This is a genomic window from Streptococcus infantis ATCC 700779, assembly GCF_000187465.1.
GTDB classification, from domain to species: domain Bacteria; phylum Bacillota; class Bacilli; order Lactobacillales; family Streptococcaceae; genus Streptococcus; species Streptococcus infantis.
The window spans coordinates 1,008,299-1,023,721 of record NZ_GL732439.1 but is presented as its reverse complement, the minus strand read 5'-3'; the positions used below and the strand labels follow the sequence as shown (position 1 = coordinate 1,023,721).

18 protein-coding genes are annotated in these 15,423 nt (G+C 40.0%); 14 read left to right on the top strand and 4 right to left on the bottom strand.

The genetic code is table 11. From position 1 onward, the window contains the following. From HMPREF9423_RS07485 to deoD, 4 genes are all read left to right on the top strand, one after another. Positions 1–543: a DUF1697 domain-containing protein gene (locus tag HMPREF9423_RS07485; RefSeq protein ID WP_006148726.1), complete on the top strand. Its 543-nt coding sequence runs from the start codon at positions 1–3 to the stop codon at positions 541–543. Positions 544–558: 15 nt separating this feature from the next. Beyond that, the gene (locus HMPREF9423_RS07480; RefSeq protein ID WP_006148725.1) at positions 559–1,368 is read left to right on the top strand and encodes a purine-nucleoside phosphorylase; all 810 of its coding nucleotides are present in this window, start codon (positions 559–561) and stop codon (positions 1,366–1,368) included. Between the two features lie 2 nt (positions 1,369–1,370). Next, positions 1,371–2,651 (top strand): chloride channel protein, encoded by a 1,281-nt coding sequence (locus HMPREF9423_RS07475; RefSeq protein ID WP_006148724.1) that lies wholly within the window; start codon positions 1,371–1,373, stop codon positions 2,649–2,651. A 415-nt stretch (positions 2,652–3,066) separates the two neighbouring features. Further along, positions 3,067–3,777, top strand: a complete 711-nt coding sequence (gene deoD / locus HMPREF9423_RS07470; RefSeq protein ID WP_006148723.1) for a purine-nucleoside phosphorylase — start codon at positions 3,067–3,069, stop codon at positions 3,775–3,777. Positions 3,778–3,868: 91 nt separating this feature from the next. Here deoD and HMPREF9423_RS07465 read toward each other — a convergent pair whose 3' ends face one another. From HMPREF9423_RS07465 to coaA, 3 genes are all read right to left on the bottom strand, one after another. After that, a complete protein-coding gene (locus HMPREF9423_RS07465) occupies positions 3,869–4,381 on the bottom strand; it encodes a DNA topology modulation protein (protein WP_006148722.1) in 513 nt (170 codons plus the stop codon). 65 nt (positions 4,382–4,446) lie between these two features. After that, a complete protein-coding gene (gene rpsT, locus HMPREF9423_RS07460; protein WP_006148721.1) occupies positions 4,447–4,695 on the bottom strand; it encodes a 30S ribosomal protein S20 in 249 nt (82 codons plus the stop codon). Between the two features lie 52 nt (positions 4,696–4,747). Next, complete coding sequence (coaA, locus tag HMPREF9423_RS07455; RefSeq protein ID WP_006148720.1) at positions 4,748–5,668, bottom strand: type I pantothenate kinase; 921 nt, start codon at positions 5,666–5,668, stop codon at positions 4,748–4,750. A gap of 123 nt (positions 5,669–5,791) precedes the next feature. Between coaA and HMPREF9423_RS07450 the strand changes: the two genes are divergently transcribed. From HMPREF9423_RS07450 to HMPREF9423_RS07410, 9 genes are all read left to right on the top strand, one after another. After that, positions 5,792–6,070 (top strand): hypothetical protein, encoded by a 279-nt coding sequence (locus HMPREF9423_RS07450; protein ID WP_006148719.1) that lies wholly within the window; start codon positions 5,792–5,794, stop codon positions 6,068–6,070. A 57-nt stretch (positions 6,071–6,127) separates the two neighbouring features. Next, positions 6,128–6,718, top strand: coding sequence for a class I SAM-dependent methyltransferase (locus tag HMPREF9423_RS07445; RefSeq protein WP_006148718.1), 591 nt, complete (start codon positions 6,128–6,130; stop codon positions 6,716–6,718). Then, a complete protein-coding gene (locus HMPREF9423_RS07440; protein ID WP_006148717.1) occupies positions 6,715–7,998 on the top strand; it encodes a pyrimidine-nucleoside phosphorylase in 1,284 nt (427 codons plus the stop codon). The genes HMPREF9423_RS07445 and HMPREF9423_RS07440 overlap by 4 nt, the downstream gene beginning before the upstream one ends. Before the next feature lie 17 nt (positions 7,999–8,015). Then, complete coding sequence (gene deoC, locus HMPREF9423_RS07435; RefSeq protein ID WP_006148716.1) at positions 8,016–8,678, top strand: deoxyribose-phosphate aldolase; 663 nt, start codon at positions 8,016–8,018, stop codon at positions 8,676–8,678. Continuing rightward, entirely contained in the window at positions 8,665–9,054 is a 390-nt protein-coding gene (locus HMPREF9423_RS07430; protein WP_006148715.1) for a cytidine deaminase, read from the top strand. Before deoC ends, HMPREF9423_RS07430 begins: the two co-directional genes overlap by 14 nt. A 90-nt stretch (positions 9,055–9,144) precedes the next feature. Next, positions 9,145–10,200 carry a BMP family lipoprotein gene (locus tag HMPREF9423_RS07425; protein WP_006148714.1) on the top strand — a complete coding sequence of 352 codons (1,056 nt, stop codon included), beginning with the start codon at positions 9,145–9,147 and terminating at the stop codon, positions 10,198–10,200. 140 nt (positions 10,201–10,340) lie between these two features. Further along, positions 10,341–11,876 carry an ABC transporter ATP-binding protein gene (locus HMPREF9423_RS07420; protein WP_006148713.1) on the top strand — a complete coding sequence of 512 codons (1,536 nt, stop codon included), beginning with the start codon at positions 10,341–10,343 and terminating at the stop codon, positions 11,874–11,876. Next, complete coding sequence (locus HMPREF9423_RS07415) at positions 11,869–12,927, top strand: ABC transporter permease (protein ID WP_006148712.1); 1,059 nt, start codon at positions 11,869–11,871, stop codon at positions 12,925–12,927. The genes HMPREF9423_RS07420 and HMPREF9423_RS07415 overlap by 8 nt, the downstream gene beginning before the upstream one ends. Positions 12,928–12,929: 2 nt before the next feature. Next, positions 12,930–13,886, top strand: a complete 957-nt coding sequence (locus tag HMPREF9423_RS07410) for an ABC transporter permease (protein WP_006148711.1) — start codon at positions 12,930–12,932, stop codon at positions 13,884–13,886. 29 nt (positions 13,887–13,915) lie between these two features. On the opposite strand, the gene plsY is transcribed toward HMPREF9423_RS07410, so the two are convergent. Then, a complete protein-coding gene (gene plsY / locus HMPREF9423_RS07405; protein WP_025170191.1) occupies positions 13,916–14,557 on the bottom strand; it encodes a glycerol-3-phosphate 1-O-acyltransferase PlsY in 642 nt (213 codons plus the stop codon). A 216-nt stretch (positions 14,558–14,773) separates the two neighbouring features. Between plsY and HMPREF9423_RS07400 the strand changes: the two genes are divergently transcribed. Next, the gene (locus HMPREF9423_RS07400) at positions 14,774–15,415 is read left to right on the top strand and encodes an amino acid ABC transporter permease (protein WP_006155687.1); all 642 of its coding nucleotides are present in this window, start codon (positions 14,774–14,776) and stop codon (positions 15,413–15,415) included. Positions 15,416–15,423: the final 8 nt, after the last annotated feature.

Genomic DNA, 15,423 nt, shown 5'->3' with positions numbered 1-15,423 from the left:
ATGACGCGATATGCTTTACTTGTTCGGGGCATTAATGTCGGTGGGAAAAATAAGGTTGTCATGGCGCAACTTCGTCAAGAACTGACAGAGTTGGGATTGGAAAAGGTTGAAACCTACATCAACAGTGGCAATATTTTCTTTAATAGCATTGTGCCTAGAACTAAATTAATAGAGAATTTACAGGCTTTCTTTGAAAGACGTTATCCATTTATTCAGAGTTTTTCCTTGTTGTCTTACGAAGACTATGAAGAGGACCTTAGAAATCTTCCTGATTGGTGGAATCATGAGATGGCTCGAAAGGATGTGCTCTTTTACACTGAGGGCTTGGATGTGGATCAAGTCATCGAGAAAGTGAACAGTTTTGAACTGGAAGATGAAGTCGTTCATTTTGGAAGACTTGGGATTTTCTGGGGGAAATTCTCTGAAGAATCATACTACGAAACAGCCTATCACAAATACTTACTCAAGATGCCTTTCTACCGCCAAATCACCATTCGTAATGCTAAAACTTTTGACAAAATCGGTCAAATGCTAAAAAACTAATAAAGGAGACACACAATGACATTTTTAGATAAAATCAATGAAACAGCTGCCTTCCTGAAAGACAAGGGAATCCAAGCACCTAAGTTCGGTCTAATCCTTGGATCAGGTCTTGGAGAATTGGCTGAAGAAATCGAAAATGCAGTCGTAGTAGACTACTCTGACATTCCAAACTGGGGTCAATCCACAGTAGTCGGACATGCTGGTAAATTGGTTTATGGTGATCTTGCTGGACGTAAAGTCTTGGCTCTTCAAGGTCGTTTCCACTTCTACGAAGGAAATCCTCTTGAAGTGGTGACTTTCCCAGTTCGTGTCATGAAAGTTTTGGGATGTGAAGGAGTGATTGTAACCAACGCTGCTGGAGGTATCGGCTTCGGTCCTGGTACCTTGATGGCTATTACTGACCACATCAATATGACTGGTCAAAACCCATTGATTGGTGAAAACTTGGATGACTTTGGTCCGCGTTTCCCTGATATGTCGAAAGCTTACACTCCAGAATACCGTGAGACTGCTCATCAAGTAGCAGACAAATTGGGCATTAAACTGGATGATGGTGTTTATATCGGTGTGACAGGTCCAACTTATGAAACTCCAGCTGAAATCCGTGCATATAAGACTCTTGGTGCAGATGCTGTCGGTATGTCAACTGTTCCTGAAGTTATTGTGGCAGCCCACTCAGGCTTGAAAGTTCTAGGAATTTCATGTATCACTAACCATGCTGCTGGTTTCCAAGAAGAACTCAACCACGAAGAAGTAGTGGAAGTGACAGAACGCGTCAAAGGCGACTTCAAAGGATTGCTGAAAGCGATTCTTGCTGAATTATAATCATGATACATGAGTTGAGGAGGAGTCTTCAGAAGATCCCATATAACCTCAAATTAGTTCTAGCGGTCATCATGCTAGGGCTAGTTTCAGGTATATTCGGAATTTTGCTCCATTATCTTTTAGAGCTGGTTGAAGGGATTGCTTTTGGTCAGACAGAGCATAACACTGGATTCTTGACAGATGGTGTTGCCTCATCACGAATAGGCTTCAGTTTAATCATCGTGGGTGTCAGTTCTGCCTTGGTCTGGTATTCCTTGCAAAGAAATGCAAAGATTTTTTCCATCAAAGCGCAGATGAAAGATGAAACATCACAATACAAACTTCATTTTTTAAAACAGCTAGTTCATTCAATTTGGCAGATTGTTGCAGTTGGAGGAGGAGCGCCTATCGGTAAGGAAGCTGCGCCGCGGGAGATTGGAGCTTTATTTGCAAGACCTATTGCCAATATTTTTTCTCTCTCCGTGAAGGACCAAATCTTTCTCATTGCCTGTGGAGCTGGTGCGGGTTTAGCGGCTGTCTATCAGGTTCCGTTAACGAGTGTGTTTTTCGTTTTTGAAACCTTGGGAATTGCTTTATCTGTCAAACGTTTTTTCTTGGTCGGTCTGACTACATATGTATCAGCCTTTACAGCAGGCTTTGTTGTTTCAGATCATGCTCTCTACCAGATTCCAGCCATGATTTGGGCACTAGGTGATATGTGGCTTGTTCCCCTATTAGTTCTTTTCCTGACTCCACTCGCTTGGCTTTTTAGTCGCTTCAACAAACAAGTTTCTTCAAAGAGAATAAAGGACAAGCGGATACTCTATACTCTGCCTGTAACATTCCTTTTCCTTGTTGGATTGGCTAGCCATTTGCCTCATCTACTTGGTAACGGGCGTATGATGGCTCAGGAGATTTTAAACGGTAGTAATGCCAAGACGGTAATCCTCTTATTTGTCTTGAAAGCCACGGTCGTTTTAGTCACCCTTTGGGCAGGTGCCTATGGCGGTACCTTGACTCCATCTTTTGCCTTGGGGATTGCAGGAGCTGCACTCTTGACCATGATTCTAGGAGGTGGCAACCAGCCAGCAGTCTTACTATTAGGTTCGGTTTGCTTTTTAGCTGTGACCTTGAAGGCACCCCTGTCTGCAACTGGATTGGTAATGGGGTTCACTGGTCAATCATTAGAGGCTATACCTTTTCTTTTGGTGACTGCTTACTTGGCATTTGGTTTTGCTAAAATGCTGGACCGAATCCCTTGGGAGAAATACTTACGACCAAAGATAAGGATAATAGAAAATTAATAAGAATACTCTAATTTTTCTAATCAAAAATATATTTTAAATTTATAATCAATATCATTTAATAAAGAAAGGTAGAGCATGTGTTCAGATTTGAACACGAGTGGAAAGCTTTTCTAAACAAAAAATACACACAGAAAGGAAAGGTTAACCGTATTCGCTGAACTGAATACGGGCGGAGAACTGTGTAAAAAAGATAAACTGTCTAGCATCTACGATGCGTCGTCAGTTTCCTATTTTTACTTTGTTCTCTGTCGCCTGTCCTGTATATAAAAAATGAAAGGAAGGGTAGTTCGGGTTTGAAACTGAACCCGGGCTAGAGGCTGTGTAAAAAAGATAAATCCTCCTAGATGTGAAGCATCTTTGTCGGATTTCCTATTTTTACTTTGCCTCTTTAACGCCCTTGGTATCTTATATTATGTCTATCCATATTGCTGCTAAGCAGGGTGAAATTGCTGATAAAATTCTTCTTCCTGGGGATCCTCTTCGTGCGAAATTTATCGCTGAGAATTTTCTTGAAGATGCTGTTTGCTTTAACGAAGTTCGTAACATGTTTGGTTACACAGGTACTTACAAAGGTCACCGTGTATCTGTTATGGGAACAGGAATGGGGATGCCATCCATCTCTATTTATGCGCGCGAGTTGATTGTCGACTACGGAGTAAAGAAATTGATCCGTGTGGGAACGGCTGGATCTTTGAATAAGGATGTTCACGTCCGTGAATTGGTCTTGGCTCAAGCAGCTGCAACCAACTCAAACATCATCCGCAACGATTGGCCTCAATACGATTTCCCACAAATCGCTAGCTTTGATCTTTTAGATAAGGCTTACCACATTGCTAAAGACCTTGGCATGACTACTCATGTCGGAAATGTCTTGTCATCAGACGTTTTCTATTCAAACTATGGTGAAAAGAATATCGAGCTTGGTAAATGGGGCGTGAAAGCTGTAGAAATGGAAGCAGCAGCCCTTTACTATCTTGCTGCCCAACACCATGTTGATGCTCTAGCTATTATGACCATCTCAGATAGTTTGGTCAATCCAGATGAAGATACAACTGCAGAGGAACGTCAAAATACCTTCACCGATATGATGAAGGTTGGTCTAGAAACCTTAATTGCTAAATAAAAAGGAACACAAAAGGAAGATTTTCTGGATGAAAATCTTCCTTTTTAGTCATTCAGTCTATGCTGGCTTTAATGAAATATTGCTCTATCGTCTATTTTTTAAGAGATTGCAAGAAATAATCAATCTCTGCTTGAGAATGGAGAATACGCATCTTTTCAGGGTAGGTATCACTTAATTTTTGGTATCTTTCCTTAGCATTATTTGTTCGGCCATCCCAGAGAATCCATCGAATAAACTCCCAATTAAATTGTTCTTGACAACCAGCTGCCCTACTTTCTCTGACTTTTCCTTTGTATTTAAGATAACGCTTAAAGGCTCGAAGCAGACAATTCCATCGAGAGAAATTTAGAAAGATGATTTGATCTGCTTCTTTCATTCTTTCCTCGTAATAACACCATGAATAATTACCATCAATCACCCAATCGGAATGTTCGGTGAGAAAGTCTCTCATCTCTTTTAACATCCAATCGCGGTCACTGTCTACCCAACCTGGCTGAAATTGAAGGGTGTCCATATGAAGCTTTGGAATGGAGTAGTAGCGAGATAGGTTTTCTGCTAGAGTTGATTTACCTGCTCCAGAATATCCTATAATGGTAATTTTCATGATATCCTCCTAAAAAATTCGCACAAAAAAAGCTCCGAAGAGCTCATTTTGTATCCAGTTAAAGATTAACCAAGTTTAGATGCAAGACGTGCTTTATCACGGTTAGCTTTATTCTTGTGGATCAAACCTTTAGTTTCTGCTTTATCGATGGCTGAGCTAGCAGCACGGTAAAGTTCTTCAGATGGGTTTGCTTCAAAAGCTTTGATAGCAGTACGCATAGCTGATTTTTGAGCTGAGTTCTTTTCGTTTTGTTTAACGTTCAATTCAGCGCGTTTTATAGCTGATTTAATGTTTGCCAATGTTCTTACCTCCATATTTACTAACTATACCATTATATCTGAAAACTATTATTTTGACAAGGGGAAATCACTTTTTTAAATAAATTTCATCAATTTCATGATTTTTAGATTTATGAAGAATGACTTCTGCCCGATTTCTGGTCGGTTCGATGTAGTTTTGTAGATTGGTCAAATTAATACTTGTCCAAACCTGATGGGCAAAATCTTTTACTTCACTAATTGGTTGCTGGGTGAAACGATAGTAATAGTTGTTTGGATCATCTTGTGCAAAGCTAAGAAGTTTCAAGAAACGGTCCAAATACCAGCTCTCGATATCCTCGACTGCAGCATCTACATAGATTGAAAAATCGAAGAAGTCTGTAATATAAAGACGGCTGTTATGTGGTGTTTGAAAGACGTTGATACCTTCTACGATGACAAAATCCGCTGCTTGGACTCTTTGTGTTTTATCAGGTACGATATCGTAGATTTCGTGAGAATAAACGGGGATATCTACATCCTGACCGTTTTTAAGTTGATCAAGGAAATCGAGCAAGCTTTCCATATCATAACTCTCAGGGAAACCTTTTCGGTTTAGGATATTTCGCTCATTTAAGATACTGTTAGGATACAGAAATCCATCAGTTGTCACTAATTCAACACTTGCTTCTGGAAAAATACGGGAAAGCAAAATTTGTAAGAGTCGGCTAGTAGTTGATTTGCCAACAGCGACACTACCTGAAATTCCGATAATAAATGGCTGATTTTTACTCTCCCTTTGGAGGAAAATCCCTTTTGAAAAGGCTAGGTCTTCTTTGGAGCGTTTGTAGATTTGAATCAGATGAGCTAGCGGCAGGTAAATATCTGTTACATCTTGGAGACTAATCTGGTCATTAAAACTCTTAATCGAATCCAATTCCTCCTCGGTTAAAGGAGGTGTAGTTTTACGATGTAAAGATTGCCAAGTTCCGCGACTGATTTTTTCATAATGTATAAATTCGTTGGTCATAAAATTTCCTCGTTTGATACCTCAGTATACCATAATTTACAAAGAAAGACATCTGAATCATTTGAGAAAAAGCGCTTTCTTTGTTAGAATAGAGGTAGAATAAACATCAAAAGAGGTGATGTTATGAGAGTAGAAATAAGTGATAAAATACTAAAACTAAGTTGTTTACTTGTTGCTATTTTGTGGTTGTCTCCAACATTGATTGAGTTTACTGTGAGTTTAGGAAGTCAAACCTATAGTTGGTCTGCCTTTGTCTTGTTATTCTTGCTACCAATTATTGGTTTTATTTATTTGATTCTCGCCATTTTAACAAGAAAATGGTGGCTGATATTGATTGGTCTAGCTTGTCTATTTTCATTTTTTATTAGTATGTTCCTAGGTTATCTCTTCTTAGGGCCTTAGATGGTATAGACCGTGTAAACGATTTAAAATATCTAAATTTTATGGTAAAATGAAACTATGAGTAAAATGTATTATGCAGAAAATCCAGATGCAGCCCATGATGTTCATGAACTTAGAGTTGACCTACTTGGGCAAAAGATGACCTTTTTGACAGATGCTGGTGTCTTTAGCAAAAAAATGATTGATTTCGGAAGTCAGTTGTTGTTAAGATGTCTGGATGTCGAAAAAGATGAAAAAATCCTTGATGTTGGTTGTGGCTACGGTCCAATAGGCTTGTCTTTGGTTAAAGCTTATGGTGCCCAAGCGACCATGGTGGATATCAATAATCGTGCCCTGGATTTAGCCCAGCAAAATGCAGTAAAAAACAATGTTCAAGCGACTATCTTCCAGTCCAATATTTATGAGCAGGTAGAAGGTCAATTCGATCATGTCATTTCGAATCCGCCCATTCGTGCAGGCAAGCAGGTTGTTCATGAAATCATTGAGAAAAGTATTGATTATCTTAAGGATGGTGGAGATTTGACCATTGTCATCCAAAAGAAACAAGGAGCTCCTAGTGCCAAAAACAAGATGGAAGAAGTCTTTGGTAATTGTGAGGTCGTGAAGAAAGACAAGGGATATTATATCCTTAGAAGTGTGAAAGAATGAGAGCAGTAGATCTAATCCAGAAAAAAAGAGACGGACAAGAACTAACCTCAAGTGAAATCAAATGGCTGGTAGAAGGCTATGTAGCTGGAACTGTTCCAGATTATCAAATGTCTGCTTTTGCTATGGCTGTTTATTTTAAAGGCATGACCACACGTGAGATTTCCGATTTGACTATGAACATGGTCAAGACAGGTCAGGAATTTGATTTATCTGCTATTGAAGGTATCAAGGTTGATAAACACTCTACGGGTGGTGTTGGTGACAAGGTAACTTTAATCCTAGCACCCTTGGTAGCTAGTTTTGACGTACCAGTTGCCAAGATGAGTGGTAGAGGTCTGGGGCACACCGGAGGTACTATCGATAAATTAGAATCTATCAAAGGTTTTCAAGTCGAACGCAGTCAAAATGACTTTATCAAACAGGTTCAGGATATCGGGGTTTCAGTTATTGGTCAATCTGACCAACTAGTCAAAGCGGATAAGTTGCTCTATGCACTACGTGATGTGACAGCAACAGTTGATACTATTCCACTGATTGCTAGTTCTGTCATGAGTAAAAAGATTGCAGCTGGAGCGGATGCTATTTTGCTTGATGTTACTGTCGGTGAAGGTGCCTTTATGAAGACAGTCGACGAGGCACGCCAACTGGCTCAAACCATGGTAAATCTCGGGAAAGCTGTTGGTCGAAAGACAGTAGCAGTCATTACGGATATGAGTCAACCATTAGGACGTGCCATTGGGAATCGCTTGGAAATTCTAGAAGCACTAGAAATTCTTCAGGGTAAAGGACGCGAGGATATTAGTCACTTTATCTGTGAGTTAGCCCAGATTATGCTTTCTCTGGCAAATGTTGAAAAAACAGTCGAGGAAGTAAGGCAACATCTTGAAAATGGTCAGGCACTCAAGAAATTTGAAGAGATGGTTCTAGCTCAGGGTGGAAACCTAGAAGACCTCTATCGTCCAGTAAAAGTTGACCATGTAATTGAGATTCCTGCTCAGGAAGATGGTGTTATTGAGGCACTTCCAGCCATGGAGTTCGGTCTTTTTGCCATGAGATTAGGTGCTGGTCGTGCAGTCAAAACAGATGCTCTTGATTATGAGACAGGAATTGTTTTTGAGAAGAAAGTTGGAGAATCAGTCAAAAAAGGTGAAATTGTCGCAAAAGTATATGCAAATGGCAAAATTTCTCCGGAAATAGTTACAGATTTCCAAAAATATGTTAAAATTAAAATGAGTGATGAAACGCTAAAAATGCGTGAAATCATCGAAATTATCTCCTAATTTAAGGAAAATCCGAAATGAAATTAAATAAATACATTGATCATACGCTTTTAAAGCAAGATGCAACCGAACAACAAATCGATCGTTTGCTATCTGAAGCAAGAGAGTACGATTTTGCCAGTGTTTGTGTGAATCCTTGCTGGGTTTCGCATGCAAAAGCAGGTCTAACAGATACTGATGTCAAGGTTTGTACAGTTGTAGGTTTTCCTCTTGGAGCTACAACTTCAGCTGTCAAAGCCTATGAAACCAAAGAAGCCATCCAAAATGGTGCTGATGAGATTGATATGGTTATCAATGTTGGAACGCTTAAGTCTGGGAATGCTGACTTGGTCGAATCAGATATTCGAGCAGTTGTTGAGGCTAGCGGTGACAAACTTGTTAAGGTTATTATTGAAGCTTGTTTGTTAACGGATGAAGAAAAAGTTCTGGCTTGCCAACTTGCTCAAAAAGCTGGTGCAGACTTTGTCAAGACTTCTACAGGTTTCTCAACAGGTGGAGCAACTTTGCCAGATGTTCAATTAATGCGTCAGACAGTTGGTCCTGATATGGGGGTCAAAGCAGCTGGTGGAGCTCGTTCTTATGCAGATGCAGTTGCCTTTGTTGAAGCAGGAGCTACTCGTATTGGAACATCTTCTGGTGTTGCAATCTTAAAAGGAGAATTAGCTGATGGCGACTACTGAGTTGATTGAATTAGCGATTGAAACTAGTAAAAAAGCTTACGTTCCCTACTCACATTTTCCGATTGGCGCTGTTTTGGTAGCCAAGGACGGAAGTATCTATACAGGGGTTAACATTGAAAATGCTAGCTACCCCTTGACCAACTGTGGCGAAAGAACAGCAATCTTTAAGGCGATTTCTGAAGGACAACGAGACTTTTCAGAATTGATTGTTTATGGTCAAACTGAGAAACCAATTTCGCCTTGCGGTGCTTGTCGTCAAGTTATGGTCGAATTTTTTAAACCAGATCTAAAGGTGACTCTAGTCGCCAAAGATAAATCGACGGTCGAGATGACGGTCGGGGAATTACTTCCATATTCTTTTACAGACTTACAATAGTCTGTGTCACTCTCTGAGTGGCAAGGGTCCTTGTGACCGATCAATCCATACTTGCAACTTAGTTGCGCATCTTATTTAGGAGGTTCAGAAATGAACAAGAAACAATGGCTAGGCCTTGGTCTAGTTGCAGTAGCAGCATTTGGACTTGCTGCATGTGGTAATCGCTCTTCTCGTAACGCAGCTTCATCTTCTTCTGATGTGAAGACTAAAGCAGCTATCGTTACAGATACTGGTGGTGTTGATGATAAATCATTTAACCAATCAGCTTGGGAAGGTCTTCAAGCTTGGGGTAAAGAACACAACCTTTCAAAAGACAATGGTTACACTTACTTCCAATCAACAAGTGAAGCTGACTACGCTAACAACTTGAACCAAGCAGCTGGAAGCTACAACTTGATCTTTGGTGTTGGTTTTGCACTTCACAACGCTGTTGAAGAAGCAGCAAAAGAACATTCAGATAAAAACTATGTTTTGATTGACGATGTGATTAAAGATCAAAAGAACGTTGCTAGCGTTACTTTCGCAGACAACGAAGCAGCTTACCTTGCAGGTGTTGCAGCTGCTAAAACTACAAAAACTAAACAAGTTGGTTTTGTAGGTGGTATGGAATCTGAAGTTATTTCTCGTTTCGCAGCTGGTTTTAAAGCTGGTGTTGAGTCAGTTGACCCATCTATCAAGGTTCAAGTAGACTATGCTGGATCATTTGGTGATGCGGCTAAAGGTAAAACAATCGCTGCAGCCCAATACGCTGCAGGTGCAGACGTTATCTACCAAGCAGCTGGTGGTACTGGAGCTGGTGTCTTCTCTGAAGCTAAATCATTGAACGAAAGTAAAAATGAAGACGAAAAAGTTTGGGTTATCGGTGTAGACCGTGACCAAGTTGATGAAGGTAAATACACTTCTAAAGACGGTAAAGAAGCTAACTTCGTGCTTGCTTCTACATTGAAACAAGTTGGAACAACAGTTCAAGATATCTCAAACAAGGCTGAAAAAGGTGAATTCCCTGGTGGTCAAGTTATCGTTTACTCATTGAAGGATAAAGGTGTTGACTTGGCAGTAACAAACCTTTCTGAAGAAGGTAAAAAAGCTGTTGAAGATGCAAAAGCTAAAATCCTTGATGGTAGCATCAAAGTTCCTGAAAAATAATTGAAGGAAGTCATTTCTTAGGAAGCGGCCAGTGGCCGCTTCTTTAAGAATTGAGACAAATGGTTTTGTCTCAATAGAGCTTGCTAAGTTTCTTTAGCAGGTTTTATTGAAATAAAATATAATTCTGAAAGGAAGAGCACATGGCACACGAAAATGTCATTGAGATGCGTGAAATTACCAAAGTTTTTGGTGAATTTGTCGCTAACGACAAGATTAACCTTGAACTTCGTAAAGGTGAAATTCATGCACTTTTAGGAGAAAATGGAGCTGGTAAGTCCACTCTTATGAACATGCTAGCGGGGCTTTTAGAACCAACTAGTGGTGAAATTGTGGTCAACGGTCAAGTTGTAAAACTAGATTCGCCATCAAAAGCAGCTAGCTTAGGGATTGGGATGGTCCACCAACACTTTATGTTGGTAGAAGCTTTCACTGTTGCTGAAAATATCATTTTGGGGAGTGAATTGACCAAAAATGGTGTGCTAGATATTGCTCGTGCAACTCGAGAAATCAATGAGTTGTCTGAACGTTATGGCCTTGCTGTGAATCCTTCTGCCAAAGTTGCAGACATCTCTGTTGGGGCTCAACAACGTGTTGAAATCTTGAAGACACTTTATCGTGGAGCTGATATTCTTATCTTTGATGAACCTACCGCTGTTTTGACGCCATCAGAAATTGATGAATTGATGGCTATCATGAAGAACTTGGTTAAAGAAGGTAAATCAATTATCTTGATTACCCATAAGTTGGATGAGATTCGTGCTGTATCAGACCGTGTCACAGTTATCCGTCGTGGTAAATCTATTGAAACAGTAGAGATTGCTGGCGCAACTAATGCTGACTTAGCTGAGATGATGGTAGGACGTTCTGTTTCCTTTAAAACTGAGAAACAGGAAGCTCAACCTAAAGAAGTCATTCTGTCTATTAAAGACCTAGTAGTAAACGAAAACCGTGGTGTTCCTGCTGTTAAAAATCTCTCACTCGATGTTCGAGCTGGTGAGATTGTCGGAATTGCCGGTATTGATGGAAATGGTCAATCTGAATTAATCCAAGCTATCACTGGTCTTCGTAAGATTGAGTCTGGTAGCGTGGAGTTGAAAGGCCAGTCTATCGTAGGCTTACACCCTCGTCAAATTACAGAAATGAGTGTAGGCCACGTTCCGGAAGATCGCCACCGTGATGGTTTAGTTTTAGAAATGATGATTTCTGAAAATATCGCTCTTCAAACCTACTATAAGGAACCTCTTAGCAAGAAGGGAATCTTAAACTACACCAATATCATCGGGTACGCTAAACAGTTAATGCAGGAATTCGATGTGCGTGCTGCTAGTGAGATTGTTCCAGCATCAGCTCTTTCTGGAGGAAATCAACAAAAAGCTATCATCGCTCGAGAAGTCGATCGAAATCCTGATCTCCTTATCGTCAGTCAACCTACTCGTGGTTTGGACGTCGGTGCTATTGAGTACATTCACAAACGCTTGATTCAAGAACGTGATAATGGGAAAGCTGTCCTTGTAGTCAGCTTTGAACTAGATGAGATTCTAAATGTCTCTGATAGAATTGCTGTTATCCATGATGGTAAGATTCAAGGGATTGTAACGCCAGAAACAACCAACAAGCAAGAGCTTGGTGTCTTGATGGCTGGTGGTGAATTGGAAAAGGAGAAGAGTGATGTCTAAAAAATTACAACAAATTTCGGTTCCTTTGATTTCTGTTATTTTAGGAATTCTACTCGGAGCCATCGTCATGTGGATTTTCGGTTACGATGCTATCTGGGGTTATGAAGAATTATTCTACACAGCCTTTGGTAGTGTTCGTGGAATCGGTGAAATCTTCCGTGCTATGGGACCTTTAATTCTGATTGCCCTTGGATTTGCAGTTGCAAGTCGTGCTGGTTTCTTTAACGTTGGTCTTCCAGGACAAGCTCTCGCAGGTTGGGTTATGAGTGGCTGGTTCGCCCTCTCTTTCCCAGATTTGCCACGACCATTGATGATTCTTGCGACGATTGTAATTGCCTTAGTTGCAGGAGGAATCGTTGGTGCTATTCCTGGTATTTTAAGAGCCTACCTTGGGACATCTGAAGTTATTGTAACCATCATGATGAACTACATTGTTCTTTATGTGGGCAATGCCTTTATTCATCACTTCCCTAAAGAAATCATGCAAAGTACTGACTCATCCATTCGTGTTAGTGCAAATGCAACCTATCAGACACCATGGCTTGCTGAGTTGACTGGAAACTCTCGTATGAACATTGGAATTTTCTTTGCAATCATAGCAGTAGTAGTTATCTGGTTCTTGCTCAAGAAAACAACTCTTGGTTTTGAAATCCGTGCAGTTGGTCTCAATCCAAATGCTTCTGAATACGCAGGTATTTCAGCGAAACGCACCATTATTCTATCAATGATTATTTCTGGTGCCCTTGCAGGACTTGGTGGCGCAGTAGAAGGACTTGGTACCTTCCAAAACGTTTATGTTCAAGGTTCATCATTAGCAATCGGATTTAACGGTATGGCAGTAAGCCTACTTGCTTCAAACTCACCAGTTGGAATTCTATTTGCAGCCTTCCTTTTCAGTGTTCTTCAAGTTGGAGCCCCTGGTATGAATGCTGCACAAGTACCATCTGAGCTTGTAAGTATCGTTACAGCCTCAATTATCTTCTTTGTCAGCGTTCACTACATCATCGAACGCTTTGTCAAACCAAGAAAACAACTTAAAGGAGGTAAATAAGGATGTCGATTACAACAATGTTAACCCTTATGGTTTCTTCGATGTTGATTTATGCAGCACCACTTATTTTCACAAGTATCGGAGGAGTTTTCTCAGAACGTGGTGGAGTTGTTAACGTTGGTCTTGAAGGAATCATGGTCATAGGTGCCTTTTCTGGAGTTGTTTTTAACCTTGAATTTGCTCAAGATTTGGGAGCATTAACTCCTTGGTTAGCTCTTCTAGTTGGTGGATTAGTCGGAGCTATCTTCTCGCTCGTTCACGCAGTAGCTACAGTTCATTTCCGTGCAGACCATGTTGTCAGTGGTACTGTGCTTAACTTGATGGCGCCAGCCTTGGCAGTTTTCTTGGTGAAGGTGCTTTATAATAAGGGACAAACGGATAACTTAACGCAAACTTTTGGTCGTTTTGACTTCCCAGTATTAGCTAATATCCCTGTTATCGGAGATATCTTCTTCAAGTCAACTAGTCTACTAGGTTACCTAGCAATTGCTTTCTCATTCCTAGCTTGGTTTATCCTCTTTAAGACTCGCTTTGGACTTCGCCTTCGTTCAGTTGGTGAACACCCACAAGCAGCAGATACTTTGGGTATCAATGTCTACAAGATGAGATATCTTGGAGTTGTGATTTCAGGCTTCCTTGGAGGAATCGGAGGAGCTATTTACGCTCAGTCAATCTCCGTCAACTTCTCAGTTACAACTATCGTAGGGCCTGGATTTATCGCTCTTGCAGCCATGATCTTTGGTAAATGGAATCCTGTTGGTGCTATGCTTTCAAGTCTTTTCTTTGGGCTATCACAAAGTTTGGCAGTTATCGGTTCTCAGCTTCCATTCTTGCAAGGAGTACCAGCCGTTTACTTGCAAATAGCACCATATCTCTTGACCATTGTCGTCCTAGCAGCCTTCTTTGGTAAAGCTGTTGCGCCGAAGGCAGATGGTATCAACTATATCAAGTCTAAATAACATAAAAAACGTCAGTTGAAACTGACGTTTTATTTTTTTGGTTCTTGGTGCGTTAGGTTAAGTCCCCAAGGAATGAGATTTTCTGTTTTACTTTGTATACGTTTGATATTGTCCTTGTGGCGTACAATTACTAGACTGGCAAGACCAATAATAATCACAGTAAAAAGTAGGTCATAACTAGTTAAAATAAATCCAAAGAGAGGAAACAGAAGGACTCCAATAATCGCAGCAATAGCAGCTGAAATACTAGAGAGGGAAATCATACTTCCCAGATAAAGGATTCCAAAGAAAATGACTGCAAGGTATAGGCAAAAGAGAGGAGCAAAACCAAAAATAACTCCTGCGCTGGTTGCAACAGCTTTACCACCCTTAAATTTTGCAAAGATAGGGAAGGTATGTCCAATGACTGCTAAAAGTCCAAAGACGATTGGTGAAACTCCCTGCACATGAAAGATTAGTGGAAGTAGAGTAGCCAAAGTACCTTTAAAGAAATCAATTACAAAGGTTGCCATTCCAGCTTTTTTGCCTAAGATTCGAAAGGTATTGGTCGTTCCAGTATTCCCAGATCCATGTTCTCTTAGATTGATGTTAAAGAATATTTGTCCAATCCACAAGCCTGAAGGAATTGAACCCAATAAATAAGCTAAAATTAATAATACTATTGTCATCATGTTTCTATTATACCATGAATTAGGAGAGAAACGGAACTGAATCTGTTTACTAGCTGTGACATCTGATACTTTATCAAAGTTGATAAGTTTATCATGAGTACCATTTTTATTCAAAAATAAAGGCTAAAGTTTTAAAAATTCATGAAAATTTCTGAAAAACTTGATTTAATGTTTATTTATGCTATAATAGGAACAATTATTTTTAGGAGGTGGAATATGTCTTACTTATTTGAGATATTACCTAGTTTATTGAGCGGTGCGACAATGACTTTACAAGTATTTGCACTGGTCTTACTCTTTTCAATTCCTTTAGGTATTTTGGTTGCCTTTTGCTTACAGGTCCATTGGAAACCCCTCCATTACATGATTGATGTTTATATCTGGGTGATGCGTGGTACACCATTGCTCTTGCAGTTGATTTTTATTTATTATGTTCTTCCAAGTATCGGGATTCGACTTGATCGGGTACCAGCAGCGATTATTGCTTTCACGCTTAATTATGCAGCCTATTTTGCAGAAATATTCCGTGGAGGGATTGCAACGATTCCTCAAGGACAATATGAAGCAGCTAAGGTTTTGAAATTCAAACCTATCGATACCGTCCGCTATATTATCTTGCCTCAGGTCACTAAGATTGTTTTACCAAGTGTATTTAACGAGGTTATGAGTTTGGTTAAAGATACTTCTTTGGTCTATGCACTCGGTATTTCAGATTTAATCCTAGCTAGTCGTACTGCAGCCAATCGTGATGCGAGCTTGATTCCAATGTTTCTAGCAGGAGCTATCTATCTTCTCATGATTGGTATTGTTACGATTATAGCTAAGAAACTTGAGAAAAAGTTTAGCTACTATAGATAGGAGGTTAT

What these genes read in the sequence shown, in the direction of transcription:
- HMPREF9423_RS07485 (WP_006148726.1), top strand. Translation starts at nt 1, where the DNA reads ATGACGCGATATGCTTTACTTGTTCGGGGCATTAATGTCGGTGGGAAA.
- HMPREF9423_RS07480 (WP_006148725.1), top strand. Translation starts at nt 559, where the DNA reads ATGACATTTTTAGATAAAATCAATGAAACAGCTGCCTTCCTGAAAGAC.
- HMPREF9423_RS07475 (WP_006148724.1), top strand. Translation starts at nt 1,371, where the DNA reads ATGATACATGAGTTGAGGAGGAGTCTTCAGAAGATCCCATATAACCTC.
- deoD (WP_006148723.1), top strand. Translation starts at nt 3,067, where the DNA reads ATGTCTATCCATATTGCTGCTAAGCAGGGTGAAATTGCTGATAAAATT.
- HMPREF9423_RS07465 (WP_006148722.1), bottom strand. Translation starts at nt 4,381, where the DNA reads ATGAAAATTACCATTATAGGATATTCTGGAGCAGGTAAATCAACTCTA.
- rpsT (WP_006148721.1), bottom strand. Translation starts at nt 4,695, where the DNA reads ATGGAGGTAAGAACATTGGCAAACATTAAATCAGCTATAAAACGCGCT.
- coaA (WP_006148720.1), bottom strand. Translation starts at nt 5,668, where the DNA reads ATGACCAACGAATTTATACATTATGAAAAAATCAGTCGCGGAACTTGG.
- HMPREF9423_RS07450 (WP_006148719.1), top strand. Translation starts at nt 5,792, where the DNA reads ATGAGAGTAGAAATAAGTGATAAAATACTAAAACTAAGTTGTTTACTT.
- HMPREF9423_RS07445 (WP_006148718.1), top strand. Translation starts at nt 6,128, where the DNA reads ATGAGTAAAATGTATTATGCAGAAAATCCAGATGCAGCCCATGATGTT.
- HMPREF9423_RS07440 (WP_006148717.1), top strand. Translation starts at nt 6,715, where the DNA reads ATGAGAGCAGTAGATCTAATCCAGAAAAAAAGAGACGGACAAGAACTA.
- deoC (WP_006148716.1), top strand. Translation starts at nt 8,016, where the DNA reads ATGAAATTAAATAAATACATTGATCATACGCTTTTAAAGCAAGATGCA.
- HMPREF9423_RS07430 (WP_006148715.1), top strand. Translation starts at nt 8,665, where the DNA reads ATGGCGACTACTGAGTTGATTGAATTAGCGATTGAAACTAGTAAAAAA.
- HMPREF9423_RS07425 (WP_006148714.1), top strand. Translation starts at nt 9,145, where the DNA reads ATGAACAAGAAACAATGGCTAGGCCTTGGTCTAGTTGCAGTAGCAGCA.
- HMPREF9423_RS07420 (WP_006148713.1), top strand. Translation starts at nt 10,341, where the DNA reads ATGGCACACGAAAATGTCATTGAGATGCGTGAAATTACCAAAGTTTTT.
- HMPREF9423_RS07415 (WP_006148712.1), top strand. Translation starts at nt 11,869, where the DNA reads ATGTCTAAAAAATTACAACAAATTTCGGTTCCTTTGATTTCTGTTATT.
- HMPREF9423_RS07410 (WP_006148711.1), top strand. Translation starts at nt 12,930, where the DNA reads ATGTCGATTACAACAATGTTAACCCTTATGGTTTCTTCGATGTTGATT.
- plsY (WP_025170191.1), bottom strand. Translation starts at nt 14,557, where the DNA reads ATGATGACAATAGTATTATTAATTTTAGCTTATTTATTGGGTTCAATT.
- HMPREF9423_RS07400 (WP_006155687.1), top strand. Translation starts at nt 14,774, where the DNA reads ATGTCTTACTTATTTGAGATATTACCTAGTTTATTGAGCGGTGCGACA.